This is a genomic window from Shewanella sp. MSW, assembly GCF_007636515.1.
Taxonomy (GTDB): domain Bacteria; phylum Pseudomonadota; class Gammaproteobacteria; order Enterobacterales; family Shewanellaceae; genus Shewanella; species Shewanella indica.
Window position 1 is genome coordinate 156,396 of the sequence record NZ_LVDR01000005.1, and the last position, 26,055, is coordinate 182,450.

Genomic DNA, 26,055 nt, shown 5'->3' on the forward strand with positions numbered 1-26,055 from the left:
AGACAAAAGGAATCGAGATGATGAAAAAGACCCCCATAGCCTCCCTGCTCATGGCATCACTGTTGCTGACTTCTTCTCTGGCGCACGCCGACAGCCAGCCGAACTTACCGACTCAGGAGAGAGACCACAACGAAGAGTTGGTTGGCTTTGGCGCAGGCGCACTGCTGGGCGCCGTGGTTGGGGGGCCTGTAGGGGCCGTTATCGGTGCCTTCACCGGCGGCATAGTGGGTAAGTCTGTGGGCGATGACGAGCAGCTCAAGAGTCAGCAGCAACAGCTTGCCGAGCAAACCGAACAACTGGCGAGTCTCAGTGAGAAGCAGCGAGCGCTGAAGGAGTTATCGTTGCAATACGCCGATGCCCAGAGCCGCCTCAATGCGCTTTCCCGCGACCGGGCTGCCCAGCTCGAAGAGTTGATAGTGGGTATGAATGTGCAGTTTCGTACCGGCACCGCCGAAATCGAACCCCACTTTGCCCGCCAGTTGGACGATTTGGCTTTTGCCATGAGCCTGTCGCCTGAGCTGATGTTGGATCTGACCGGCTATGCCGATCGCCGCGGTAATTCTGATTACAACCAGACGCTGTCCGAGCAGCGAGTTGAGGCGGTGAAAAGTTATTTGATTAGCCAAGGCGTTGCCGAAGAGCGTTTGCAAACCCAGGCTTTTGGCGCCAGTTCACCCCTCAGTGCCAAACAGAGCCGCGAGAGCGACTTCTTTGACCGTCGGGTCACGCTGAAATTGCAGACTCAGGGCGCTGCCCTGGCAGCCAATCAACAAAGCGGCAATTGAGAGGGAACGATAAAATGAATATGGATATCCCTCGGCAGGAAAACGAGCAGTTTCAGAGAATGCCTGCTGCCAGTCACAGCGATTCGGATACTTATTTATGCCGGGCCGTTAACGCCCTGCAATTTTCAGGCTTTGCCCTGCTGGCACTGCTGGTGTTCAACCTGGTGAGCTCGGTTGAAGCCTGGGCCGAGAATGGCCCCCAACTTGCCGAAGAGCCTGCAAGTGCCCAGGCTCAGGAAGGTACCCTTCAACTGATAGATAATCCGCAGTGGCCCGGTGCCGGGGTGCTCGCCTTTGGCGACACTCAGACCCCGGCACTGGCAACCGACGTCAGTATGAGCATCAGTGGCTGGAGTAACAGAGTCAACGTCACCCAGTCATTCACCAATGATACCCAGGAGTGGATCCACGGCCGTTACCTGTTCCCGCTGCCCAATGAGGCGGCGGTGGACAGCATGCAGCTGAGAATAGGTGAGCGGATCATCGAGGGGGTTATTCAACCAAAGGAAGAGGCCAAGCGCACTTTTGAGCAGGCCAAGGCTCAGGGCAAGCGCGCCAGTTTACTGAGCCAGGAGCGGCCCAACCTGTTCACCACTCAGGTGGCCAATCTGGCCCCGGGGGAAACCCTTAAAGTCAGCTTCAGCTACCAGCAGGCATTGGATTACCGTGATGGTCAGTTTAGCCTGCGCTTTCCCATGACCCACACGCCCCGTTATCTGCCTCAAAGCATGCTGCAAAGCTTCAAAGGCGTGGAAGAGGCGGCGCGGTTGCTGAGCCCTGTGATTGAAGCTGTGGGCCTTGAAAAGATGTTCACCGGCGCTGATGGCGAAAGCTCTGATCTTAAAAGCCCCCATGCGCAAAGCCCCCATGCGCACAGCAGTGGCCAGGATAATCGCCTCAGTTTGGATATTATCCTGGATGCCGGTTTTCCCTTGCTGTCGCTGGAGTCCCCTTATCATGCTGTTTCTCAACAAACCCTGAGTGATGGCCGTATCCGGGTGCAGCTGCAACAAGACAATACCAGGGCCGACAGCGACTTTGTGTTGCAATGGCAAGCGGATCCGGGCGTTAAGCCCGCAGCGGCGCTGTTCAGCCAGCAAGGCCAGACCCATACCCCAGCACCTTCTTTAGCGCAGGCCGAAGGCCAAGCTGCCAGGGATGAATACAGTCTATTGATGTTGATGCCTCCACAGAACAAAGAAGTGGCCAAGCCCTTGCCCAGGGAGCTTATTCTGGTGATAGATACTTCGGGCTCCATGGGGGGAGATGCAATAGTTCAGGCCAAACAGGCACTGCTGTATGCCTTGAGCAGCCTCAAACCGGAGGACAGTTTCAATGTTGTTGAATTTAACTCTGCAGTGCAAACCATGGCGGCAAACTCTTTGCCGGCGACGGCCCACAATATAGGTCGGGCGCAGCAGTTTATTCGCGCCCTGGAAGCCAACGGTGGCACCGAGATGTCCAAGGCGCTGGAGTTGGCATTGAATAATGATTTTGCCGCTCAAAATAAAGTCGGCACGCAAGGTGAGGTTAAGGCGCTCAGGCAAGTGATTTTCATGACAGATGGCGCCGTAGGCAATGAACAGGCGCTGTTTGAACTGATTAAAGACAGGCTCGGCGACAACCGCCTGTTTACCGTAGGCATAGGCAGTGCGCCCAACTCTCACTTTATGCAGCGCGCCGCCGAGCTGGGGCGTGGCAGCTTTACCTATATTGGCAAGATGCAGGAGGTGGAGCAAAAGGTGGTTGCCTTGCTGGAAAAAATCTCCGCTCCCAGGATCACAGATGTGTCGCTGCGCTACCCTGACGGTACAGTGCCGGATTACTGGCCGGCACAAATTCCGGATCTCTATCAGGGTGAGCCGGTATTGGTGAGCATCAAACAGCGTAGTAATGCCCAAAAGGCAGTTATCGTATCCGGTCTTATCGATGGCCAATTCTGGCAGCAGGAGCTGGCGCTCAATGCCAAGACTGAGCCCAAAGGGCTGGATTTTATCTGGGCCAGAAAACAGATAGCCGCGCTGGAGCTGGCCAAAGATGCTGCCAACAGTGAACGCATTGAACGCCAGGTCACAGCGCTGTCGCTTAAGTATCACTTGGTCAGTCCGTACACCAGCCTGGTGGCAGTGGATGTCACCCCGGTCAATCCGGACGCTGCGGCGACCCGGGAAGGGCAAGTGGCCAGTCATGCGCCCAAGGGCTGGCAGGGTAAGTTGCCGCAGACCGCCACCGACAGCCGGCTGATGTTGCTGCTGGGGTTGGCCAGTTTGCTGGCGGCGCTGATGCTGGCGGCTTTCCCCAGGGCCTTTGGCGGCCGTGCTTGTGAGGAGGCGGGGCGATGAGCCAGGCTCATCAGGCCCTGACAGCAGGCGCTATGCCCTCGGTCAATAGGGGGCGCTTTAGCGATATCTGCTCAATAGTGATAGTTGTTCTGGTCGTGGCGGGTTCGGCCATGCTGGTTAAAGGAGGATATATGCAAGCCAAAGCCATGTTCGCCCAGTTTTTGATTGAAAAGGCCTGGGCCAAGAGTCTGACTGACGGTCAGGCACACAAACCCTGGTCCTGGGCCGATACCCACCCAACGGCCAAATTGTGGATAGGCAAGCATGAGCCACTCTATGTGCTGGCCGGGGCCAGTGGCCGTAACCTGGCCTTTGGACCGGCGCAGATGCTCTCGGGAGCCGGTGCCGGAGAGACAGGCAATACAGTGATTGCCGGTCACAGGGATACCCATTTCGCGATTCTGGCCGGGGCCAGGGTGGGGCAGGAGATCCGCTTGCAGGGCATGGATGGCCAGATCCATTTTTATCGAATACGGGCTACCGCAGTTGTGCATGAATCCGAGACACCTTGGTTGATGGGCAGTGATGAGCGGCTATTGACGCTGATCACCTGTTATCCCTTCGACAGCCTGAGTGGCGGTGCCGAGCTTAGATTTGTGGTGCAGGCAGAAGCCTTGCAGACGCTGGCGGTTTCAGCCTGATATCGGCATCACCCGATTGCGGCCCAAACGCTTGGCTTCATAGAGTAAGGTGTCGGCGCGTTCGGTAAGGGATTGACGGGTATCCATTTGCTGCCATTCGGCAACCCCGAAGGAGGCGCTGATATTGCTGATGAGCTGGCCTTTGCGTCTGTCTCTGACGCTAACCTTCTCCAGTGCCCGTCTCATGGCTTCGGCCAGTTGCCGGGCCACTCTCAGCTGACTGGTCGGCACCAGAATAGCGAACTCTTCACCACCGAAACGATACAACTTGGTGCCGTCACGGCAACTATCCTGCAGACGCTTGGCCACCGCCTTGAGCACCTGGTCCCCCAAAAGATGCCCATATTCATCGTTGAAACGCTTGAAGTGATCCACATCCACCAGAATAAGGCAGCAACCCTTCGGTGACTGACTCAACAAGCTATCGAAGTCGGCATCGAAGGCGCGGCGGTTAAGGCAGCCGGTGAGTGCATCAAACAATATGTCTTTTTCGGTGTTTTGCAGCTGTAGCCGCAGGCTGTCTATCTCCAGCTGGGCCTTGCTCAGTTGCGAGCTCAAATAATCCGTGCTGCTGCGAATATCATCCGAGTCTTTCACCAGGGCTCGGACCATGCCCATCACCTGTTCAAGATCCATGGCGTCTTGATCCAAGCGGCTCAGACGGCCGAAATTACGCTCGATTTTGGCGCGAAAGCTGTCGGCATCGCAGCTGGTATCCTTGAGCGACTGCGACAGCTCGGTCGCTATCGCCTCCATACTCTGGCGAATATCTCTGACATCCAGTTCATCTTCCGGGGCCAGATGATAACGGTAGAGAAGTTCCGCAGTGGAGGGCGGACAGGTATTGTACTGGCTGACGGTTTGATCCAGGCTGGCATTGAGTGCCGGATTGCGCTCGCTGACATAGGCATACCAGAGCGCATAGTTGACCGGCGTCGTCGGTATCCGATATTTCAACATCAGCGGTAAGGCTTTTTTCAGGTATTGGGCGGCTTGCTGAAGCAGAGTCATGGCGATGGAGAAGCTCATTGTTGATGCAATTACCTATTCAGCTTGACATAAATCAGGCCGCTTGTGGATCCAAAGGCTCACGGAATGTCACCTTGTTGCGCCGATTGCCGAATGCTGCGCCGCTGTTACAATGGCTGAACAAAATAGATAATAGCAAGGAATGAAGTCGTGAAATTTACCTCTGTGTGTAGCCTGTTGGCCACACTGTTAACGCCCGCTCTGGCGTTGGCTGCTCCCTTTGAACTGGATGAATCCCGCTATCGCCAGGATGTGAAAACCCTTGCCAGCGATGCTTTTGGAGGCCGTGCGCCTTTGTCGACAGGTGAACAGCTGACCTTGGATTACCTTACCGAGGCTTTCAAGGAGATAGGGCTTGAGCCCGGGTTTGGCAACAGTTACCTGCAAGCCGTTCCCATGGCCAGGATCAGCGCAGATCAGAATATGCAGCTTAAGCTGGGTTCAATGAGTTTCAGCAATGGCGAGGAGTTTACCGCCCGCACTCAAAGAGTGACGCCCAAGGTGGAGCTGCAAGACAGCGAAGTGGTATTTGTCGGCTACGGTATCAATGCCCCGGAATACGGCTGGAATGACTTTGAAGGCCTGGATGTTCGTGGTAAGACCCTGATTGTGCTGGTCAATGATCCCGGCTTTGCCACTCAGGATCCCCTGGTATTCAAGGGCAATGCCATGACCTATTACGGTCGCTGGACCTATAAATATGAAGAAGCGGCCCGTCAGGGCGCCGAGGCCGTGTTTATTGTGCATGAAACTGCGCCCGCCGCTTACGGTTGGGGAGTGGTGCGTAACAGTAACACCAATACCAAGTACACCCTGGTGGATAAAGACAACAACGCATCATCGCTTGGCGTGATGGGGTGGATCCAGCACGATAGTGCCAAGAAGCTGTTCAGCCAGGCGGGTCTGGACTTTGACACCTTGAAGCAACAGGCGGTCAATAAAGGCTTCAAGGCGGTGCCGTTGAAACTCAAGGCCAATCTGACCTTGAACAACAAGATAGAACTGGCGCAATCCTACAATGTGGCGGCCCTGTTGCCTGGAACCGAGCGCAAAAATGAATACTTGGTGATGCATGCTCACTGGGATCACCTGGGAAAGACCATTGAAGATGGCAAGGAAATGGTGCTCAACGGCGCTGTGGATAATGCCTCCGGTGTAGCCGGTGTTCTGGCGCTGGCAAAGCATTTCAAACAGCAAAAGGGCTTTGATGCCCCGAAACGCTCGATTCTGTTCAGCGCCTTTACTGCCGAGGAAACCGGACTCATTGGCGCCCAGTACTTTGCTGAAAACCCTCCGGTTCCCACCAAGCAACTGGTGGCATTTCTCAATATAGACGGCATGAATATGGGCAAAGGCGTGGATTATATCCTGCGTTATGGTGAGGGCGTGTCAGAGTTGGAGCAGTATCTGAATGATGCCGCCAAAGGGCAGGGACGCAGTGTCAAGGCCGATCCGCGGCCGCAAAATGGCTTGATGTTCCGCTCGGACCATTTCGCTCTGGCCAAGGAAGGGGTACCCGGCTTGCTGTTTATGAGTTTGGGAGATACAGACCCGGATTATATTGCCCACAAATATCATAAGGCAGCCGATGATTATGACCCTAGCTGGAGTCTGGATGGGGTTCAGCAGGACTTGGCCTTGATAAGCGATATTCTGGCACGGTTGGCCAACAACAATGACTGGCCCCAATGGCTTGAAGATTCGGATTTCAAGAAACGTCGGGCTCAGGATCTGCGCTGAGAAGGATGCTGTAAAGCGTAAACCGGGGTTCTGTCCCCGGTTTTTTACATTGGTCTTAGAAGCGATAGCTGACAGATAACATGGGGCCGATAAAACTATAGTAAATATTGTAGTCGGCCACTTTTACCTCGGCATTGGATGTGCTCTGACGCATATCCACATCTACCTTGTAATAGTTGTACGCCACACTGATGTCCCAGTTGTCACTCAGCGCTGTTTTCATACCGGCTCTGATATCGACCAATGAGCCTTCGAGGTCATCCAGACGCACGGAAAAATATTGGGCATGTAGATTAAGTTGCCAACCTGGCGCCAGTTCATAGTCACCAAAGAGGCCGATATTCGGCAAAGGTGCAGTCACACTTTCATCTACCACTCTGGGAATAGGTTGAGCGCTGCAGATATTGCCGCTGAGTTCTGAAGTGGCACAGGCGCCAATGGAACCCTCAAAACTGCTGTCAATCAACATAGTGTGCAAGCCGACACTGACCCCTATGTTATAACCGTTGCCCTGAAACAGATCATAGCCATAGCCAATACGAACGATATCAATATTAAGGCTTGTGCCTAATTGGCCCCCGGCCTTGACGTCATAAACAGTGTCATCAATCTGGATTTGAAATGGCCTGCTGACGGCTTGAGTTTCGGCGCTGCGATGCAGTTGTTTCCAGTCGATATAGATATGGTGTCTGTCGTTGAAGCGATATCCCAATTCAAACAAGGGCAGAAACTCATTTTCCGCCAACTGCAGATCCGATTCGAAATCCAGTTCGAAATCGTTGCCTAACAAGGGATCTGTGACTTGCATATTGGTGTCGGACTGGGAATAGAAACCACCTATATTCAGACTCCACTCGCCGGCCTGAGCACAGTTGGCCGCGCAGCAGAGCAGGAGTAGTGTCAACACCAGTCTTGAACCCGAAATGTTAATTGAATGTGTTATCAACAATGGGGTGATCTCTTTTTATTACTCAGATAATCCAAGTGCCTTCTCAGAGATTCCTTATCCGGGGTAATTCGGCACATGCGCGGTTTGAGTGCTTTTAGGTTCGCTCTTGGGGCGACACTTCTTGTATTTTCGGATGCTGAAAATCCGCGCGGTTGCAGAGAGTCTAAACCAGAATAGTGCTTTGTGTGAACAAAATGTTTGTAAAGTTATCGATTTTTATGATCCGCAACAAAAAAGCGCTCCGTTAATGGAGCGCTTCAGTCTGATATTAAAGCTCGTGTTCGGATCAGCCCTTGGACTCGCTGCTGTCGCTTTTCTTGGAGTCCTTGTTGAACATGCCCAAACGGATACGGATAAAGTGCAGTATTTGTGCCGCGATATCCAGATTGAGGCAGGATTCCAGTCCTTCAAAGCCCGGCGAGGAGTTGGCCTCGCAAATCTTGTAGTGACCATTATCGAATAGCAGATCGATTCCGGCGACATCCAGATCCAAAATATTGGCGGTCTGGGTTGCCAGCCACTCTATTTCAGGCGTCACCGCAAAGGGGCTGGCGGAGCCACCGGCACTGACATTGGCTTTGAAACTGTCCTCTTGGCCGCGTCTCTCATAGCATCCCGCTACCCGGCCACCTATGGTGAAGACTCGCAAGTCCCGACCGTGACTGTTGGAGATAAACTCCTGCAGAATAATGTTGGCATTCTTGTTGGTGGCCTCGATAAGCTGCATCAGATCATCGAACTCGCGCGCCTTGTGTGACAGAAACACACCGCTGCCTTGCGAGCCGGACAGTGTCTTGATCACTACAGGAAAACCCAAGTGACGTTCAACCAGGTCAACATCCACCGGGAATTTCACCAGCATGGTCTTGGGAGTTGGCAGATTCTTTTCGGCCAATAGTTGCTGGGAAAATAGCTTGTCTTTAACGGTTTCTATCGCCTTGGAAGAGTTAAGGCAATAAACGCCAAGACGTTCCAGGTGGCGGATAATCGCCAAGGCAAAATAGGTGGTACCCGAGCCCATACGGGGAATAATAAAATCGGGCAACTCCACTGGTTGCCCGTTCAGTAAAATACTCTTGTTGTCCTCTCGGGTCACTGTGAGGTCAAACTCATCGGGAGCATAGACCTCAAGTTCGATATTGTCGGCCTTGGCAGCCTCCAACAATCGGTTAATTTCATACAATTCAGGTTTTAGCTGAGTCGCGGTCTCTTTATATAAAATCCAACCACGCATTTAGTCGCAAACCCTAATTTTCATTGGTCATCCTCTAGTTCAGGCTCATCCTGAACATCGTCATCTATCATATCGTCAAGATACTCAGCATCGGCCTTTTTCACCAAATTGGTGCCGACAACTGCGTAGAAAGGCTTCCCAGAAGCCAACTTGACATACTTTACCCAGATCTTTTCCAACAAGCTACCGGGAGCGGAATTTCCGCGGACAACTTCAACAAAATGACTCTCCTCCGGATTTCGGGGGGCTTGGCGTCCTTCCGCCAGAGCCTGCATGGCAACGCCATGTTTTTCGAGTAATTCTGCTTCGTTGTAAGTAAAATCCCCGCTGCGGCGAAAGCCTTTGGGGAAGTTCTTGTCGTCATAGAAACGGCGTTCGCTGACGAAACTCTCATTGGCGGCTTGTTGCATAGATGCACTCTGCAGTGCCGATGGTGAAGGAGTCGTGGTCAACATGGCGATATTCCTTACAAAATGGTTCTTGAGGAGATTTGCAAGCAGAGTATTGGCTAGTATGATTGATTTATAAATCAAAAAAATTTGTCTATGACGATAAAGAATTTTTTATGGACACGGATTTACTCAAAACATTTCTGGAAGTTTCCCATACCCGCCATTTTGGGAAGGCCGCCGAGAACCTCTATCTGACCCGCAGTGCAGTATCTTTCAGGGTAAAGCAGTTGGAGAGTATTCTCGGCGTTGAGCTGTTTGAGCGGCAGCGAAACAACATACAACCGACCCCGGCCGGGGTGCGGATGCTGGCGCATGCCGAAGCGGTACTGACCGCCTGGGAGCGGGCCAAACAGGATATCTCCTTGAGTGAGCACCAGTCGGTACAATTGGTTATCGGCGCGGCGCCCAATATTTGGGACGCATATCTACAGGGATATATGCAGGGTTTACATCAGGGGCTTGCCGGAGTGGCGCTGCGCACCGAAATTCTGGCGTCGGCGGCGATGACCAAACAGCTGATGGACCGGACGCTGGATCTGGCCATTGCCTTTGATCCCCCTAAGCTGGACGAGTTTGAACTGTTGCAGATAGGGGAGGTGTCACTGCATCTGGTGAGCACTGCTGCGGCGCCCTCATTGACTGAGTTGGCAGGCAGGCATTACATCAAGGTCGATTGGGGCACGGCGTTTAATATTCAACATGCCAGAGACTATGCCGAGTTACCCATTCCCGTGCTGCATACCGGCTCGGCCCGTATTGCGCTGGATTTTCTGCTCAATAATGGCGGCAGTGCATTTTTGCCGCAAAACATGATAGAACCTTATCTGGCGAAAGGGGAGCTGTTTGTGATTGATGATAAAACACCGCTCAGACGTAATGTCTATGTAGCCTACTTGCCGGGCAATGACCGCCTGGAGCAGATACTGCAAGCGGTCAACTACCTCAGAAGTCAGTTCTAAATTTGGCTGGGCATTGAGCGTTTTGCCTTGATGCCCGGTTTCCTTACTGAAGCATTCAAAATACCAAAGCGTGCATTCAACATAGTAAAGCGCTTTAGAACACCAGAGGCCAGATAACCACGGCCCAGGTCAGGCCGCATAAACACAAGCTGATAAAGACCGCCGCCGAGGCAATATCTTTGGCCTGGCCGCTCAAGGGATGAATTTCATCACCCACTCTGTCGACCACGGCTTCAATGGCTGAATTCAACAGTTCGGTAATAATGACGATAAATATCGTTGCTATCAGCAGTAATTTTTCTGTCTTGGCCACATCCAGATATAACGCCAATGGGATCATTAACAATGCCAGTACGGCTTCCTGACGAAAGGCGGCTTCATGTTTCCAGGCTGAGTTCAGTCCTTTCATGGAAAAGCCGGTGGCGCGGAAAATGCGTTTCAGTCCGTGGTTGTTGGCGGGTTTCATATTCTCTCAATTCTTGATCTGTGGCTATGGCCGGTTGCTGTATAAAGACCCGCTGAACCGTGAAAGGTTCCTGGGTTAATGGGGTTGCAACTTGTCGCTTCCTTTATTGACCTCACGTTGGTCACTCGTGACTAGTTTGGCTATTAGTGCAGTGGCGCTGAGGTTTCCAAGGTGCGGCGGCATTATAGCAGCTCATCTTGCCGCTGATATAACAGTTACTGCACCTATCAAGGGTGTTTGGCCGTTATTATGCCAAGGCGGAAGGTTTGGCAAAGGGGGAGGGTCGTTTCGATAATCGTTACACTAGTTGTCACCATAACTGCCAAGACTTTCTATACTCTTTATAGTTTTGGTCTTTATAGTTTTGATCCTTGTAGTTATGGTCTCTGCTATAGGATGTAGCAGGCAATTGGCCGACAGCCAGGGAGGGCTTATGCAATATTCGCAATCTTTACCGACAACAGCATACCTTAAGCGTTTTTCGGCCATGCTGTTACTGCTGCAAACCTTTCTGTTGGCCTTGTCTTTTCTGATCTCGTTTCCGGCGGGCGGTGATAGAGAATTACCGGCCCCGGAGCTGGCCGGTCGTTGGCAACAACAAAAGGCCGAAATCAAGGATTTCCTTGTCAGTGAAAAACTCGATGGTGTCCGCGCCAGATGGGACGGCAGGCGTTTGCTGAGCCGCTCGGGCAGAGTGATTCCTGCACCAGTTTGGTTTGTGAAAGACTTTCCTGCAGTGGCACTCGAAGGAGAACTTTGGGGCGGCTATCACAGCTTTGATACTGCATCATTGCTGGCCAGAGGTTTAGGCGAAGCAGACTCCTGGCGCCAGCTGGGCTTTTATCTGTTCGATGCCCCCGGGCTGACAATGGCGTTTGCCGAACGTTATCAGGCGTTCAAGCAGTATCACCAACTGACCCCTTATCTCTATGTCATTGAGCAGCGGCGTCTCAGCAGCACGCAAGAGCTACATCTGTGGTTACAACAGGTGGTGGCCAAAGGGGGCGAAGGCCTGATGGCACACCGCATCGATGCCATGTATCTGGCGGGGCGCAGTGACGCCTTGTTAAAGCTCAAACCTGTGGAAGATGCCGAGGCGAAAGTGCTGGCGATACTTCCGGGAAAGGGCAAGTATCAAGGCATGATGGGCGCCTTGCTGGTGGAAACCGAGGCTGGGGTAAGCTTTCGCTTGGGAACAGGTTTCACCGATGCCGAGAGGGCTTCACCGCCACTTCCCGGAACCTGGGTGACTTTTGCTTTCTCCGGGCTGACCTCGGGCGGCAAGCCTAGGTTTGCCCGCTTCCTTAGGGTAAGATCCGACTATCGACTCAGTTTCCCGGCAGAGGTTATTGAGGCAAAAGTCTCTGTCGCCGACCCGGCTGCGGAACGCAATCCTGCCGAGTCAGCCAATAAGGAACCTTAAGGTGGAATTTCAAAGCGTGCCAAGTGTCAATGAGGGTGAAATCAACCGTATCTTAATGGTTTGTATGGGCAATATCTGCCGTTCACCAAGCGCTGAAGCTGTAGCCCGGGCCAAGGCTCAGGCCATGGGACTGACACTGGAGTTGGATTCTGCCGGCACCATAGGTTATCACTCAGGGGAGTCGCCGGACAGGCGCGCCCGCGCCGCCGGTGAGCGGCGTGGGCTGGACTTTTCAGGGATCAAAGCCCGGCAGGTGTGTGCGCGGGACTTTGCTCATTTCGATCTTATTCTGGCGGCCGATCGTGAGAATCTTCAGGCCCTAGATGAGGCTTGTCCGCAGATTTACAAACACAAGCTGGCCTTGATGCTGGACTTTGCCGATACTCCCATCAGGGAAGTCCCGGATCCTTACTATGGTGGCGACAGCGGATTTGAGCAGGTTTTGGATCTGTTGGAGTTGAGTATTGCCGGGCTGTTTGCCAGGATCCAGGCCGCCAGGCCCAGGAGTATCCCGCCGGCGCGGTGAGCGGTTCTGCAAAGGACTAAAGTCATAGAGCTTATGCGGAATTTAGTCAGATAAGTGACAAACAAAAACAGGCCACGATTTGTGGCCCGTTTCCGTTAAGCTTGCTTCTTGAGGGAAGCTTAACCCTGATGGCGTTTGCCGGCGCGCTTGAGCTTGTCGGCTTCTTTCTTTGCCTGCTTCATGGCCTCTTTCTCCGCCAGCAGCTTGGCCACTTCCGCCTCTTCTGCCTGGGCCATTTCCGGCGTTTCCAGTGACAGCTGGCCGATTTTCCCAGAGCGGAATTCATGCAGCAGCAGTTCCGAGGCCTTGTGCAAATCGATATGACCGCCGCTTTTGAGGGCGCCGCGCCTGCGGCCTATCTCTTCGAGTAATTCGATATCGGTGGCGGGCAGGGAGGTCAGCTTATAACGCTCCATCATCGCCTCCGGGTAAGCATGCAGGAAATAAGCTGCAGCAAACAGGGCCACATCCTCATATTCCATGGCGGTGTCCTTGATGGCACCTGTGACCGCCAGACGATAACCCGAGGCTTCATTGTCCACCTTGGGCCAAAGGATCCCCGGCGTGTCGGACAGCACTATGCCGTTTTTGAGGTTGATCCTTTGCTGCGCCTTGGTCACCGCAGGTTCATTACCTGTTTTGGCAATCACCCGGCCGGCCAGGGTGTTGATGATGGTGGACTTGCCCACATTGGGGATGCCCATGATCATGGTGCGAATATCCTTGAGCGCACCTTCGCTCACGGGAACCAGTTTGCGGCATAGCTCGGGGATCTTTCTGACCATGGCAGGTTGCAGGGTAGTGATGGCTTGTGCCCGCACTCCTTGTTCCTGCTCCAGGTACTCAATCCAACGATTGGTTATCTCGGGATCGGCCAGATCAGACTTATTCAGCAACTTGATACAAGGCTTGTCCTGGCGCAGCTTGGCCACCATGGGGTTTTCACTGCTGTAAGGTATTCGGGCGTCCAGCACTTCGATCACCAGATCTATCTGAGGCATCACCTCTTCTATCTCTTTGCGGGCCTTGTGCATGTGTCCCGGATACCATTGAATCGCCATCTATTGCTTATCCTGCTGAAAACTGAAAAAAGAGCGCTATTGTAGCATTCCGAACTGAAAAAAGCGCCCGTAGGCGCTAGATAACCCCAAGTTCGCGCAGGCGCTCCATCAGGTAGCTGTCGGCGGTATAGCGCTCTGACAGCACAACGTCGGGACGAGGATGCAGGAACAGCGGCAGTGAGATCCGCGACTTGCTCATATCGGCGCCTTCCGGGTTGATCACCCTATGAGTGGTCGATGGGAAGTAACCGGCGGAAGCCTCCTGGAGCATATCGCCTATGTTTATGATAAGGTTGCCAAAATCGCTGGGAACATCCAACCATTCTCCGTCGAGGCTCTTCACTTGCAGCCCGGGCTCGTTGGCGGCGGGCAATACGGTGAGCAGGTTGATATCCTCATGGGCAGCGGCACGAATGGCGCCTGGGGTCTCATCGCCAGTCATCGGCGGATAATGCAGTACCCGCAGCAGCGTCTTGTGGCTATTGGCTATCATTTGCGACAGCGCTGTGCGGTAGTTGGCTGCCACCTCGGCAGGCGAGTGCACCTCGACCCAGTCCAGAAGCTCGGCGGCCAGCGCATTGGCTTCTTGGTAGTAGGTGAGGATATTGTCCTGTAATTGCTCAGGAATGCGGCCCCAGGGGTAGACGTGAAAGTACTCTTTGATGTCTTTGACCGTATGGCCTTTGGCGGTTTCTGAAATGCTCGCCGGAAAGAAACCATCCTGGGTTTCCGGCTTGAACATGAAGGCCTGCTTCTCTTCACTGTTGAAGAACTCCTGCCAGTCGCGGTAGATATCCTGCACCAAGTGTTGTGAAATAGGGTGGTTGCTCAACACGCCAAAGCCGGTGCTGCGCAGGGATTCTACAAAGCGCTCGGCAGCATCTGCGGCGCGATAGTCTATGGTTTCCAGTTTCATCATCATCTTTCTTGGTTATTTTTTATTGACCCGATACTTGTGTCTCTATGGACATTTTGTTGGCAATCGGGTGACCCGGGCGCAAGTCTACCTTGATGTCTTTATAGGGGCAACGTAAAGTGATCCAAGTCACTTTTATGGCTCTGTGTAACTAGAGTGAAGGGTAACCGCTGCAATTTGGGTCTTATGGGTTACGCAGAGTAATCGAGGAGCGTTAAATGAAACCCCTGAACGAGTTTGAGCGTTATGTCATCGAGGAAAAAGGCACAGAGCGCCCTTTCAGTGGAGAGCTGTATCAACACCATGCCAAGGGGCGATATCTTTGCCGCAAATGCGGCGCCCCATTGTATTTGTCCGAGCATAAATTCAATGCCCATTGTGGCTGGCCCGCCTTTGACGATGAAATTTTTGGTGCTGTCACCCGGATACCCGACGCCGATGGTCGCAGAACCGAAATTGTCTGCAGTCAATGTGGTGGTCATCTGGGACATGTGTTTGAAGGAGAGGGGTTAACCGCCAAGAATTTGCGACATTGCGTCAATTCTGTCTCCATGGTCTTTGAGGCCATAGATGATGCCGAGGCTTTGCAGCCGGCAACTGAAAAGCGTTTGGAGACGGCCACCCTGGGCGGCGGCTGTTTTTGGTGTTCAGAGGCGGTTTTTTTAAGCTTGGCCGGGGTTACGCAAGTGACTTCCGGCTATGCCGGCGGCGCGGCAAAAGATGCCAACTACAAGGCGGTATGCAGCGGCGCAACCGGCCATGCCGAAGTGGTGCAGATAGTTTTTGACCCCACTGTCATCAGCTATGCCGAGCTGTTGGAGGTGTTCTTTGCCAGCCATGATCCCACCACCTTGAATCGCCAGGGTAACGACGTGGGGCCTCAGTATCGTTCGGTGATTTTCGCGCACTCGGATAAGCAGCTTGAGGTGGCGTCCTCCATGATTAAAGCGCTGGATGAGGAAGGCTTATTCGGCGCGCCGATAGTGACAGAGTTGACCGCCTTTGATGGTTTCTATCCGGCGGAGGACTATCATAACGACTATTTTGCGCTTCATGGTGAGCAGCCTTATTGTGCCTTGGTGATCAAACCCAAGCTGGATAAGGTGAGGCGGCGTTTCAGTGCCAAGCTGAAGTAGAATAGAAAAAACGGCAAGCCTCAGCTTGCCGTTTTTTTAAGGTCTGGACAGTGTTAAATTATGAGTCCAACTTGTCGTCGGCAATCTTGTATCTGGGATCTTCAATCAGATTGACTTCCACCAGATCGCCGGCCTTGTGCAGCAACTGTTTGCAGTCGTTGGAAAGATGACGAAGATGCAGGCGTTTGCCTTGATTCACATAGCGCTCGGCCAAGGTGTCTATGGCATCCAGAGCCGAGTGGTCACAGACCCGGGATGACTGGAAGTCGACCACGACATCCTTGGGGTCATTGTTGGCATCGAACAACTCAAGGAACGAAGCCGCTGAGCCGAAAAACAGTGGGCCATTGAGACGGTAAACCGCCCAACCGTTGGCATCTATGCTCTTTTGAGCACTGATCTGTTTGGCATGCTCCCAGGCAAATACCAAGGCAGATACTATCACCCCGACAAATACCGCAATCGCCAGATCGGTAAATACCGTCACCACAGTCACCAGCACAATAACAAAGGCATCGTGCTTGGGCACCTTACGCATCACTTTAAAGCTGGCCCACTCAAAGGTTCCCAGCACCACCATAAACATGACCCCGACCAAGGCGGCCAGCGGGATCATCTCGATAAAGGCGGCGGCAAACAGAATAAAGCACAGTAAGGTGAGGGCGGCGGTGATCCCGGAAAGACGACCGCGGCCCCCTGAGTTGATGTTAATCATCGACTGACCAATCATGGCGCAGCCACCCATGGCACCGAAAAAGCCACTGGTGACGTTACCCACGCCTTGGCCGACACATTCCTTGTTGCCACGGCCGCGGGTCTGGGTCATCTCATCGACCACAGTCAGGGTCAGCAGAGATTCAATCAGGCCAACAGCTGCTAGGATAACGGCATAGGGCGCTATGATATAAAGGGTTTCCAGATTGAAGGGCACGGCCGGAATGGCAAAGCTTGGCAGTGTGCCGGCGATAGTTGCCTCAGGATTACCGCTCATATTGCGCAAATAATCGAGCACGTTGCGGGTATCCAAATCCAGGCCCACCACCAGAGCGGTTACTGCCAGTATGGCCACCAGGGATGAAGGCACGGCTGTGGTCAGTTTAGGCAGAAAATGTATGATGGCCATCGTCATGGCTATCAGCGCCAGCATCAGCCAGATATCGGCACCGGGCAACCAGGCCATCTCCTCTTCGCCGACTTTGACTTGAAATTGCCCCAGTTGCGCCAGGAATATCACTATGGCTAGGCCGTTGACGAAGCCTATCATCACAGGATAAGGCACTATGCGGATGAACTTGCCAAGACGCAGTGCTCCGGCGGTAATTTGAATTACCCCGGCCAGCACCACGGCAGCAAACAGATAGCTGACGCCGTGAGACACCACCAGGCTGGTCATGACCACGGCCATCGCGCCGGTGGCGCCTGAGATCATGCCGGGACGGCCGCCGATGAGGGCCGTGATCAGTCCCATGATAAAGGCGGCATAAAGGCCCACCATAGGTTCTACTTTAGCAACGAAGGCAAAGGCTACCGCTTCGGGCACCAGCGCCATAGCAACCGTTAGGCCGGAGAGTATATCCGCCTTGTGACTGCTGGTTTTATGGCGTATCAGTTCAAACATTCAGCTTGGGATCCCATCTTGAGGGTTAAAAACAAAGTTGCGCATACTAGCAAAATTTCTGTTGTGACAGAAGTGTGAAGCAGATCAAAATAAAAAAACCATGCCCGAGGGCATGGTTTTTTCTCAGCAACACTTAGGTTCAGGGACGGGCCATATCTGACTCGGCGCTGTTACCATGGCTCTTGCGTGGCGCGGTTTCGCCATTGGCCAGATACTCTCGGCCTTTGGGCACTTCAACGTGAGCACGTTGATCCACCTGTGGCTTGGTTGTATCTGAGCCAACCATGGTGCTGAAGCGACTGACTCTTGGTGCGGCGCTTGCCTGGGTTGTTGCAGGTGCTGCTGCCGGGCTTTCCTTGGCTTGATTGCTTGCCTGACGCGCAGGGCGGCTGATAGCAGCCGGCTTGGCCATAGGGGCTGAGGCGGCGACGCTTGCCGATGCAGTTTCTGCCTTGGGCTTGGCTGCTGCGACTTCAACAGTTTTAGCCTTGGGTGCTTCGCTCGCTTTCTCTACTGCCTTTGATGGCGCAGCTTCGACGGGCTCAGCTTTCGCAACTTCAGCTTTTTCAGCTTTGGCTTCAGGCGCTGGTTCGGCTTCTGCTGTTTTGGGCTCAGCCTTTACCTCTACTTCGGCGGCTTTTGCATCGGCAACGGCTTCTACCTTGGCAGCGACCTCGGCTTGAGGCTTTGTCTCAACCTGAGCTTCGGCTTTGGTTTCCGCTTTGGCTTCAACCTGAGGAGTCGGCTTGGCAACAACTTGAGGTTCAGCTTGTGCTGGCTCTTGAGCTTTGTCGGCAGGCTTTGCTTGCTCAGCATCGACTTCAACGGCAGCAGCCGGCGCTGATGCCTCGGTAACAACCACTTCTTTAGCGTTATTTGCTGCTTCAGTGGCTGCTTTTTCAGTGCTTACCTTTTCAGGGCTTTCGGACTCTTCGCCTTCCTGTTCGGTACGGCGGCGACGCTGACCGGCAGCACGCAAATGACGAGGGCTGCGGCGGCTACGGCGTTGTCCTTCGCGCTTGGGCTTATCGTCTTCTTCAGCGCTCTCGATGGCTTCGGCATTACTTTGAACACCACTATCTTGAACACTGGTTTCAGCGATTTGCTCAGCATTGACAACAGGGCTGACTTCGGCGCTTGCCTGAATGTCTTGTGAAACCTCTGTACCTTGGGCTTTAGTGGCAACCTGAGTTGACTCTTCACCCTTCAGCTCGGTAGTGGTTTCGCTCTTGGCTTCTGACTTGGCTTCAACTTTGGCCTGAACTTCCATTTCCTTGGACTCAGCCTGAGCTGCGGCAGGCTTACGGCGGCTGCGGCGTGGTTTGTCGGCTTGCTCGGCGTTATCCTTGTTACCTGTCTCTTTGGCGCGAGTCGGCTTGGTCTCGGTTTTTGTCTCGACCTTTACTTCAGGTTTGGCCTGGGCGCTGGCTTTCACTTCGGCGCTGGTTGCCTCTGCTGTGTTATCAACGGCTTCCTGTGCATCGTTGGCCTCAATGCGCACTTTACGACGCAGGTTGCGACGTTGGCGACGCTCACGGGCGGCTTCCTGTTTTGGTTCCTGCTCGCTTTCGTCACGGGCCTTGCTGCGGCTCTTGCGTTCATCCAAAGCTTCAGACTTGGGAGCCTTGTCGCTACGGTCACTACGGGTTGGTTTACCGGAGTCGTTTGCCTGGCGCTTGTTGCCTTGTTCGTCCTTATCACGGGCAGGGCGCTCGTTAGCGGCCGATTTGCGGTTGCGGCTACGTGAATCGCGGTTAGCGTCTTTGTCATCACCACTCTTGCGACGTCTGTCGTTGCGGTCATTGCGACGGTTACGGCGGTTGTTCTGGCCGTTGCTTTCCTGATTGTCTTTAGTGCTCTTTTCCTGCTTCTTGTCGGCTTGTGGCTCGGAAGAGGAGAAGATGGCACCCAAGGCGGCGAAGAAACGGGAAATTATCCCGGGCTTGGCCGCTTCAGTCGCTGCGGCTTTGACCGCTGGTTTGGCTGTCTGCGGTGCTTCGGCAGTTTCCTGCTTGAGAGGTGTAGCAAAACCACTCAGTGCTGGCTTGGGTGCAGCAGCACGTTCCAGTTTACGTGGTTCATACAGTTTGTTCTCCGGCTCTTCCACACGCTGGTAGCTGACTTCAGAGATCTGGTCGTCCTTGCGATGACGCACCACACGGTAGTTCGGGGTCATCATATGTGGATCCGGGATCACATAGACTTCAACTTCATGGCGCTGCTCTGTGATGCGTATGGCCTTGCGCTTTTCGTTCAGCAGGTAAGCTGCGACATCCACGGGCACTATGGCCTCAATCTGAGAGGTGTTTTCCTTGATGGCTTCTTCTTCCATCAGGCGCAGAATCGACAGTGCCAGTGACTCGGTACCACGAATGGTGCCCTGACCGTTACAACGAGGGCAGATGTGAGCGGCTGACTCTTCCAGAGACGGACGCAGACGCTGACGGGACATTTCCATCAGACCGAAGCGGGAAATACGGCCCAATTGCACTCGGGCACGGTCATGGTGAACGGCATCACGCAGACGGTTTTCCACTTCGCGTTGGTGTCTGACCGGAGTCATATCGATGAAGTCGATAACCACCAGGCCGCCCAAGTCGCGCAGACGCAGCTGACGGGCAATCTCGTCGGCGGCTTCCAGATTGGTATTCAGTGCGGTTTCTTCGATATCGCCGCCCTTGGTGGCTCTGGCTGAGTTGATATCGATAGAGGTCAGCGCTTCGGTGGGATCGATAACGATAGAACCGCCGGAAGGCAGTCTGACTTCGCGCTGGAATGCAGATTCTATCTGTGACTCAATCTGATAGTGGGTAAAGAGCGGCACTTCAGATGAGTAGGGTTTGACTCTGTCGACAAAATCAGGACGTACCAGGGCGATATGCTGCTTGGCATCGGCATAAATTTGTGGGTGATCGATTAGAATTTCGCCTACATCACGGCGCAGGTAATCACGGATGGCGCGAACGATAACATTGCTTTCCTGATGAATAAGGAAAGGAGCCGGGCGACTCTCGGCCGCTTCCTGAATCGCTGTCCAATGGTGCAGCAATACCTTCAAGTCCCACTGCAGATCGGCGGCAGCCTTGCCAACACCTGCGGTGCGAACAATCAGCCCCATACCGTTGGGCACTTCCAGGTTTTCCATGGCCGCTTTCAACTCGGTGCGCTCATCACCTTCAATCCGGCGGGAGATACCACCGGCGCGAGGGTTATTGGGCATGAGTACCAGGTACGACCCGGCCAGACTGATAAAGGTGGTCAAGGCAGCGCCTTTGTTGCCACGTTCCTCTTTATCTATCTGAACTATGACTTCCTGGCCTTCGCTGACCACTTCTTTAATACTGGGACGCCCCTGGAAGGAATAACCTTTAGGGAAGTATTCACGGGCGATCTCTTTCAGTGGTAGAAAACCATGACGCTCGGCGCCATAGTCAACAAATGCCGCTTCCAGAGAGGGTTCTACGCGGGTGATTTTACCTTTATAAATATTGGCTTTTTTCTGCTCATGGCCTGGGCTTTCGATATCCAGATCATAAAGCTGTTGCCCATCAACCAGGGCAACGCGCAACTCCTCGGATTGAGTCGCATTGATTAACATCCGTTTCATGATGACGTAATTCTTCTTAATAAGAGGTCATCAAACGTACAGGTCGCTGCATTACGGGCCTGGTCTCATTCGGGCGACGCCTCTCGGCGTTCCTCCAGGCAGGGAGGTGCGCATTGCTGTTAGACGCATTCGCTGCGTGTCGCATCCTATTTATGGCTTATTTTTCAATGATTACAAAAACAAGGAATTCGTTGTAAAACATCAACCAACCCCATAAATTCTTCAATAATAATCCGGTAATGCCGAAGTCGAGCCTTGTCGTTTGATGACGAGTTAACATTAACTTTCGAAAACAGCATAGTGGCGGCTTGAAAGTGGTCTGAATTTCGTGTTTCCGTCCAGGTTTAACCGTAAAAACAATTTTTTCAGTAGTGTTCTTTTATATACAGTTTGCAAATCAATTATTTGCGACCTCGGAGGTCAGACATCGCTCAAGCGCTTTCCACCGTTCGAACCGTTCATAGATTGAGCAAAGGCTCATCAATACGCAGGGTTCGCCGCTGAAATATAGCCGAATTCAAAAAAATCGGCAATCAAAAGCCTCAACATGTTGTACAATAGCGCGCCCCGAACCGCAACATAAGTGTTATGAATACCGAGACGCCATCACCCAATCAGCAAGTTCGCCTGGTGACCATTGATGAAGACAATGTTGGCCAGCGCATTGACAATTTTTTGCTCAGCAAACTCAAGGGCGTGCCCAAGAGCATGATCTATCGCATAGTGCGCAAGGGCGAAGTCAGGGTCAACAAGAAGCGGATAAAGCCCGAATATAAGTTGGCCGAAGGGGACCAGGTACGCATTCCACCGGTTCGGGTCAGTGAAGATAACTATCGCACTGCGCCTTCTGCCAATCTGGAGCGGGTATCGCGTCTAGAAGACAGAATTCTGTTTGAAGACAAGCATATTCTGGTACTGAACAAACCTGCCGGCATCGCCGTACACGGTGGCAGTGGTGTCGATTACGGCGTGATTGAAGCGCTGAGATCGCTGCGACCGCAGCAAAAGTTTCTTGAGTTGGTGCACCGTTTGGATAAAGACACCTCAGGAGTGCTTTTGGTTGCCAAGAAGCGCAGCGCGCTAAAGCACCTGCATGACCAACTCAGACATAAGCAGATGCAAAAAGACTATCAGGCGCTGGTTCGCGGTGAGTGGCAAAAGCACGACAAGGTGGTTAAGGCACCATTGCTGAAGTTGACACTTAAGTCGGGTGAACGCATTGTACGGGTGAATACCGAAGGCAAGGCCTCGGAAACCCGTTTCAAAATTTTGCAGCGTTATGATGGTGCGACACTGGTGCAGGCGAGTCCGGTAACCGGCCGTACTCATCAGATCCGGGTGCACTGCCAGTATGCCGGTCACCCCATCGCCTGTGACGAAAAGTACAGTGAGCAAAAGTTTGATGACAGTATGCGGGCACTTGGGTTGAATCGCCTGTTTCTGCATGCGGCGCAACTTAAGTTCACTCATCCTGACACAGAGACTGAAATGACAGTGCAGGCCCCCCTGGATCCTGTACTGCTTGAGTTGTTGGACAAACTCACTCGGGTATAGAAAGAAATAAGGAAACCGCCCATGAAGGCATATGAGCTACTGATATTCGATTGGGACGGTACCCTGATGGACTCAATAGGCAAGATTGTCCGCTGTATGGAAAATACGGCAAGGGTAATGGCCTTGCCTATCCCCTCGGAGCAGGCAGTACGTGACATTATTGGCCTGTCTATGACAGAGGCCTTACAATGCCTCTATCCAGCAGGAAGTGTTGACGAATATCAGGCGCTCAGAGAGGAATATAAGCAGCAGTTCCTGATGCTTGATACCACGCCGACACCGCTTTTCAGTGAAACACCGGCACTGTTGTCACAGCTTCGCAGTGAGAAGTATCTGCTGGCGGTGGCGACAGGTAAGGCAAGGGCAGGTCTTGAACGTGTACTGCGGGAAACCGGACTTGGAGATTTTTTTCATGCCAGTCGCAGCGCAGATGATGCGAGAAGTAAACCCCACCCGGATATGCTGCAACAGTTATTGGTTGAATTAAAGATAGCGCCTGAAAGGGCCTTGATGGTGGGTGATTCGGTACACGATCTCAATATGGCTACCGGTGCCGGTATGGATGCCATTGGGGTCAGTTATGGCGCCCATAGCCGCGAACGCTTACATGAAGCGGCGCCAAAGGCCATTATCGATAGTCCATTGGGGCTGTTGCACCATCTGTGATTTTCATTGGAACCTTTCCCTAAACACATCCTTGAAAGGCCTGCAGATGCAGGCCTTTTGCTTGCTGTATACTGTTAAAAACGTGGCGTGCAATTTCAGGAATTGGCGGTTTTTAACTCCGGGCATAATTTTGGGCTCAGGCTCTCTGCGTTTAGGTTCTCTGCGTTTAGGTTCTCTGGGCTTAGGTTCTTTGTATTAAGGCTCCCGGTATTAAGGTTCAATGCTTCAGTGCCCAGACTGGACAATGCCAGCGCCGACAGGCGGGTGATGTCGTGGGACGAGACTATGACGCCGCAAATTTCGCCAGCATCATTGATGCAGGGTGAGTGTCGTACACTCATCAGCAGCGGCGCTGTTAGATGCGGTGGATGCAACCAATGATTGGCTTCCGGTGTTTCGCCGTTAAAGGCCCGTTCAAGTAGTGGTCGGATCTTCTTCTCAAATGTCTTTACACCGTGCAGCTCAGCTATCTGCTTACCTATTATCTCCTCTTGGGTGCGGTTGAAAAGCTGCTCATACCCTTTGGAGACCATATGGTAGCAGTAGTCTGTACCGATAAATGCCAGCAGATGATCTGTGGTGGCTATCATCTGCTTGTGCATGGTGAGCTCGCGACTGACCAACATCCTGTGATATTCGAGGCCGATACGTTGGGCCAAGATCCGGAAAAACTCTTTTGACTTTGCACTTTCGGCCTGGGGCAGGGTATCTAGCACAAAAATATGGCCGACCGGTTTGCCATCGCTGCCGAGGATCAGCTCGGCCTGATAACTCTGGGCGCCTATCTCGCGGAACAGGCTAAAGTGGGGAAAACGTTTTTGCAGATCACGGGCGTGGAGTAGATGAGTGCAGATTTCCTGTTGTTGATAGAGAGACTCACAGGGAGAACCCGCCAGTTCATAATCAAACCCAGGGAGGGACTGTTTGTTGTCACAAAAGGCAATGACCTCACCTTGTGCGGCGTTTTTAAGTCGGCCAAAACCTGCCCAGCGGCATTGGGTCACCAAGGCGAGTGCGCGCAGTGCCCGTTGAAAAAAACGCTTATCTGTACAGGGAGCAGCCAGTAGAGCCAAGGCTTCTTCGGTATCTGTCATCTTTTCACTCTACAGGGGGTCATCAAAAGAAATATGTTGATTAATTGTTATTATAGTAGAGTGAAAGCCCCGTGGTCGCACGTAAATTTACCTTGTTGAGATAAGATTCAGACGCATCCGACATCTATATCATATTGTTTCAATATGGCGCATGTATCTTGGCGAGCGAGCTACAAGCAAAGAGAAGCAAGAGTGCAATTCAGTGTTTGAATGCTTTAGCTTCCGGACGATGCAGTATCTCCCAATACTTTAATCCCCTGACGGGAGAGCATTTCGATGAGCAGGATTAAGGGTAAACCTATTAGTGTGTTGGGATCCCGTCCTTCGAGGGCTCGGAACAGGGCGATGCCCAAGCCTTCACACTTAAAGCTGCCGGCACACCAGAGTGGTTGCTCGCGGCGAACATAATCGACGATTTCATCTTGGCTCAGGTTTCTGAAATGCACAATGAAAGGTTCGACTTCCACTTGAGTTCGGTCGCTGCGGCTGTCATAGAGTGCCAGCCCGGTATAAAAGGTAATACTTTTCCCCGAGGCGGCCTGCAATTGCTGGCAGGCTTTCTCTTCAGTCAGTGGCTTGCCGACGATTTGACCATCAATCACGGCAACCTGATCTGAACCTATCACCAGTGCGTTGCTTAGCTGCTTTGCCCCGGCCTGTGCTTTGACTGCTGCCAGACGTCTGACCAAATCAAAGGCGGTTTCATCAGGCCGGGGCGTTTCATCTACTTCGGGAGCCACACACTCAAACGCCAAACCTAATTTTGCCAATAGTGCCTTTCGATAGCTTGAGGTTGAGGCTAAAATCAACTGAGGTTCTGTGGGGGAAACCGCAGCCTTGGTATTGTCATCTTGGTGGGTCATATCTTGGGTTCCAAAGCGTTGTGAGAGCCGGATATTGTCGCCAAATTTGCCAATGCCTGGCAAGAGTGGCTTTGAGATGAGATGACTGGCTTTATTTTGCGCGGCAACGGCTTGTGAAGAGTCCTGTGCTTGGGTAGAATTCGGCGTCCGTCAATTTCGAACCCGTTGGAACAGGCCTATGATGGCGAGGACTGCACAGGTTTTATTTCCTTTGCGAGCCACATCATCATTTTTCCTTTGACTCCGGCGGTTTCAAACTATAATATGCGCGCCTTATGCAAACAGTAAAGATACCGGTTTCAATTGATCCCATTCGTGCTGCGACCAGTCGCCTTAGCTATCAAGGTGTTGTTCCTGGTACGCAACTGAAGCGATTGAATGAATTATGTGCCGGCGACTGTTCCGATGTGACAGTGTCAATTGAGTGTGGTGTGGATTTACAGGGGATAGTCTACCTGAAAGGGAAGGCTGTGACGGAGCTCACTCTGCTATGTCAACGCTGCATGACACTATTTACCACAGAGGTTACGGTCGAGTTTAGTTTCAGTCCTTGCCGGAATGAAGCTGAAATCGATGAGCTCCCGGATGCGTATGACCCTATTGAGTGCAATGAAATTGGCGAAGTTCGTCTGCATCAATTGATTGAAGATGAATTGATACTGGCTATGCCCTTGATACCGACCCATGACATAGATGAATGTCATACAGGTTCCAAGGATGTGGCCATAGGCGAGATTGAAGCCGCTCAAGAGGAGCGTCCAAATCCGTTTGCAGTGTTAGAAAAACTGAAGAGCAAGTAATCCAGGAGACAGATCAATGGCTGTACAACAGAATAAAAAATCTCGTTCAAAGCGCGGTATGCGCCGTTCACACGATGCACTGAGCACTGCTCAGCTGTCTGTAGACGCTACCAGCGGTGAACTGCATCGTCGTCACAATGTGACTGCTGACGGTTTCTACCGTGGCAAAAAGGTAATCAACAAGTAAGTTGTTG

Annotated in this window: 23 protein-coding genes; 12 read left to right on the top strand and 11 right to left on the bottom strand. The window is 52.8% G+C overall.

Annotation, left to right across the window (positions count from 1 at the left end; translation table 11 throughout):
* Positions 1–17: 17 nt before the first annotated feature.
* Genes pdsO through AYI96_RS07200 form a run of 3 tightly spaced genes read left to right on the top strand, consistent with a single transcriptional unit; the run spans position 18 to position 3,768 of the window.
* Positions 18–785 carry a sortase-associated OmpA-like protein PdsO gene (gene pdsO / locus AYI96_RS07190; RefSeq protein WP_144361304.1) on the top strand — a complete coding sequence of 256 codons (768 nt, stop codon included), beginning with the start codon at positions 18–20 and terminating at the stop codon, positions 783–785.
* A gap of 14 nt (positions 786–799) precedes the next feature.
* Positions 800–3,127 (top strand): marine proteobacterial sortase target protein, encoded by a 2,328-nt coding sequence (locus AYI96_RS07195; RefSeq protein ID WP_144361305.1) that lies wholly within the window; start codon positions 800–802, stop codon positions 3,125–3,127.
* 32 nt (positions 3,128–3,159) lie between these two features.
* Positions 3,160–3,768 (top strand): class GN sortase, encoded by a 609-nt coding sequence (locus AYI96_RS07200; protein WP_052247971.1) that lies wholly within the window; start codon positions 3,160–3,162, stop codon positions 3,766–3,768.
* Here AYI96_RS07200 and AYI96_RS07205 read toward each other — a convergent pair.
* The gene (locus AYI96_RS07205; RefSeq protein ID WP_144361365.1) at positions 3,760–4,785 is read right to left on the bottom strand and encodes a GGDEF domain-containing protein; all 1,026 of its coding nucleotides are present in this window, start codon (positions 4,783–4,785) and stop codon (positions 3,760–3,762) included. The two genes, AYI96_RS07200 and AYI96_RS07205, sit on opposite strands and share 9 nt — an antisense overlap.
* 162 nt (positions 4,786–4,947) lie before the next feature.
* Here AYI96_RS07205 and AYI96_RS07210 point away from each other — a divergent pair, with 162 nt between their 5' ends.
* The gene (locus AYI96_RS07210) at positions 4,948–6,537 is read left to right on the top strand and encodes a M28 family metallopeptidase (protein ID WP_144361306.1); all 1,590 of its coding nucleotides are present in this window, start codon (positions 4,948–4,950) and stop codon (positions 6,535–6,537) included.
* A gap of 55 nt (positions 6,538–6,592) precedes the next feature.
* On the opposite strand, the gene AYI96_RS07215 is transcribed toward AYI96_RS07210, so the two are convergent.
* The 3 genes from AYI96_RS07215 to AYI96_RS07225 all read right to left on the bottom strand — a co-directional run bounded on the left by AYI96_RS07215 (position 6,593) and on the right by AYI96_RS07225 (position 9,175).
* On the bottom strand, positions 6,593–7,444 hold the full coding sequence (locus AYI96_RS07215) for an outer membrane beta-barrel protein (protein WP_260852963.1): 852 nt from the start codon (positions 7,442–7,444) through the stop codon (positions 6,593–6,595).
* 328 nt (positions 7,445–7,772) lie between these two features.
* A complete protein-coding gene (locus AYI96_RS07220) occupies positions 7,773–8,720 on the bottom strand; it encodes a RimK family alpha-L-glutamate ligase (RefSeq protein WP_144361308.1) in 948 nt (315 codons plus the stop codon).
* Between the two features lie 20 nt (positions 8,721–8,740).
* The gene (locus AYI96_RS07225) at positions 8,741–9,175 is read right to left on the bottom strand and encodes a DUF413 domain-containing protein (protein ID WP_039033298.1); all 435 of its coding nucleotides are present in this window, start codon (positions 9,173–9,175) and stop codon (positions 8,741–8,743) included.
* Between the two features lie 110 nt (positions 9,176–9,285).
* Here AYI96_RS07225 and hdfR point away from each other — a divergent pair, with 110 nt between their 5' ends.
* Entirely contained in the window at positions 9,286–10,131 is an 846-nt protein-coding gene (gene hdfR / locus AYI96_RS07230; RefSeq protein WP_144361309.1) for an HTH-type transcriptional regulator HdfR, read from the top strand.
* Positions 10,132–10,225: 94 nt separating this feature from the next.
* Here hdfR and AYI96_RS07235 read toward each other — a convergent pair whose 3' ends face one another.
* A complete protein-coding gene (locus AYI96_RS07235; protein WP_039033297.1) occupies positions 10,226–10,597 on the bottom strand; it encodes a diacylglycerol kinase in 372 nt (123 codons plus the stop codon).
* Between the two features lie 433 nt (positions 10,598–11,030).
* On the opposite strand from AYI96_RS07235, the gene AYI96_RS07240 reads away from it, so the two are divergent.
* On the top strand, positions 11,031–12,020 hold the full coding sequence (locus AYI96_RS07240) for a DNA ligase (protein ID WP_260852964.1): 990 nt from the start codon (positions 11,031–11,033) through the stop codon (positions 12,018–12,020).
* Positions 12,021–12,075: 55 nt separating this feature from the next.
* Positions 12,076–12,546 carry a low molecular weight protein-tyrosine-phosphatase gene (locus AYI96_RS07245; RefSeq protein WP_144361368.1) on the top strand — a complete coding sequence of 157 codons (471 nt, stop codon included), beginning with the start codon at positions 12,076–12,078 and terminating at the stop codon, positions 12,544–12,546.
* A gap of 119 nt (positions 12,547–12,665) precedes the next feature.
* Here AYI96_RS07245 and ylqF read toward each other — a convergent pair whose 3' ends face one another.
* Positions 12,666–13,607, bottom strand: coding sequence for a ribosome biogenesis GTPase YlqF (gene ylqF / locus AYI96_RS07250; RefSeq protein ID WP_144361310.1), 942 nt, complete (start codon positions 13,605–13,607; stop codon positions 12,666–12,668).
* Positions 13,608–13,683: 76 nt separating this feature from the next.
* Entirely contained in the window at positions 13,684–14,523 is an 840-nt protein-coding gene (locus AYI96_RS07255) for an isopenicillin N synthase family dioxygenase (protein WP_039033333.1), read from the bottom strand.
* Between the two features lie 218 nt (positions 14,524–14,741).
* Between AYI96_RS07255 and AYI96_RS07260 the strand changes: the two genes are divergently transcribed.
* Complete coding sequence (locus AYI96_RS07260; protein WP_144361311.1) at positions 14,742–15,659, top strand: bifunctional methionine sulfoxide reductase B/A protein; 918 nt, start codon at positions 14,742–14,744, stop codon at positions 15,657–15,659.
* 58 nt (positions 15,660–15,717) lie between these two features.
* Here the strand turns inward: AYI96_RS07260 and AYI96_RS07265 are convergent, their stop codons facing one another.
* Together AYI96_RS07265 and rne are read right to left on the bottom strand one after the other, a co-directional pair.
* Positions 15,718–17,277 (bottom strand): SulP family inorganic anion transporter, encoded by a 1,560-nt coding sequence (locus tag AYI96_RS07265; protein WP_039033294.1) that lies wholly within the window; start codon positions 17,275–17,277, stop codon positions 15,718–15,720.
* A 139-nt stretch (positions 17,278–17,416) separates the two neighbouring features.
* Positions 17,417–20,884: a ribonuclease E gene (gene rne, locus AYI96_RS07270; RefSeq protein WP_144361312.1), complete on the bottom strand. Its 3,468-nt coding sequence runs from the start codon at positions 20,882–20,884 to the stop codon at positions 17,417–17,419.
* Positions 20,885–21,472: 588 nt separating this feature from the next.
* Between rne and rluC the strand changes: the two genes are divergently transcribed.
* Complete coding sequence (gene rluC / locus AYI96_RS07275) at positions 21,473–22,438, top strand: 23S rRNA pseudouridine(955/2504/2580) synthase RluC (RefSeq protein WP_039033292.1); 966 nt, start codon at positions 21,473–21,475, stop codon at positions 22,436–22,438.
* Between the two features lie 21 nt (positions 22,439–22,459).
* Complete coding sequence (locus AYI96_RS07280; protein ID WP_144361313.1) at positions 22,460–23,104, top strand: HAD-IA family hydrolase; 645 nt, start codon at positions 22,460–22,462, stop codon at positions 23,102–23,104.
* Positions 23,105–23,199: 95 nt separating this feature from the next.
* Here the strand turns inward: AYI96_RS07280 and AYI96_RS07285 are convergent, their stop codons facing one another.
* Both AYI96_RS07285 and AYI96_RS07290 read right to left on the bottom strand, forming a co-directional pair.
* Positions 23,200–24,198: a PAS domain-containing protein gene (locus AYI96_RS07285; RefSeq protein ID WP_144361314.1), complete on the bottom strand. Its 999-nt coding sequence runs from the start codon at positions 24,196–24,198 to the stop codon at positions 23,200–23,202.
* Positions 24,199–24,413: 215 nt separating this feature from the next.
* Positions 24,414–25,061 (bottom strand): Maf family protein, encoded by a 648-nt coding sequence (locus AYI96_RS07290; protein ID WP_052247969.1) that lies wholly within the window; start codon positions 25,059–25,061, stop codon positions 24,414–24,416.
* Positions 25,062–25,336: 275 nt separating this feature from the next.
* Between AYI96_RS07290 and yceD the strand changes: the two genes are divergently transcribed.
* Both yceD and rpmF read left to right on the top strand, forming a co-directional pair.
* A complete protein-coding gene (gene yceD / locus AYI96_RS07295) occupies positions 25,337–25,861 on the top strand; it encodes a 23S rRNA accumulation protein YceD (RefSeq protein ID WP_123116233.1) in 525 nt (174 codons plus the stop codon).
* 16 nt (positions 25,862–25,877) lie between these two features.
* Positions 25,878–26,048 (top strand): 50S ribosomal protein L32, encoded by a 171-nt coding sequence (gene rpmF / locus AYI96_RS07300; RefSeq protein ID WP_025009546.1) that lies wholly within the window; start codon positions 25,878–25,880, stop codon positions 26,046–26,048.
* The last annotated feature ends 7 nt before the right edge of the window (positions 26,049–26,055 follow it).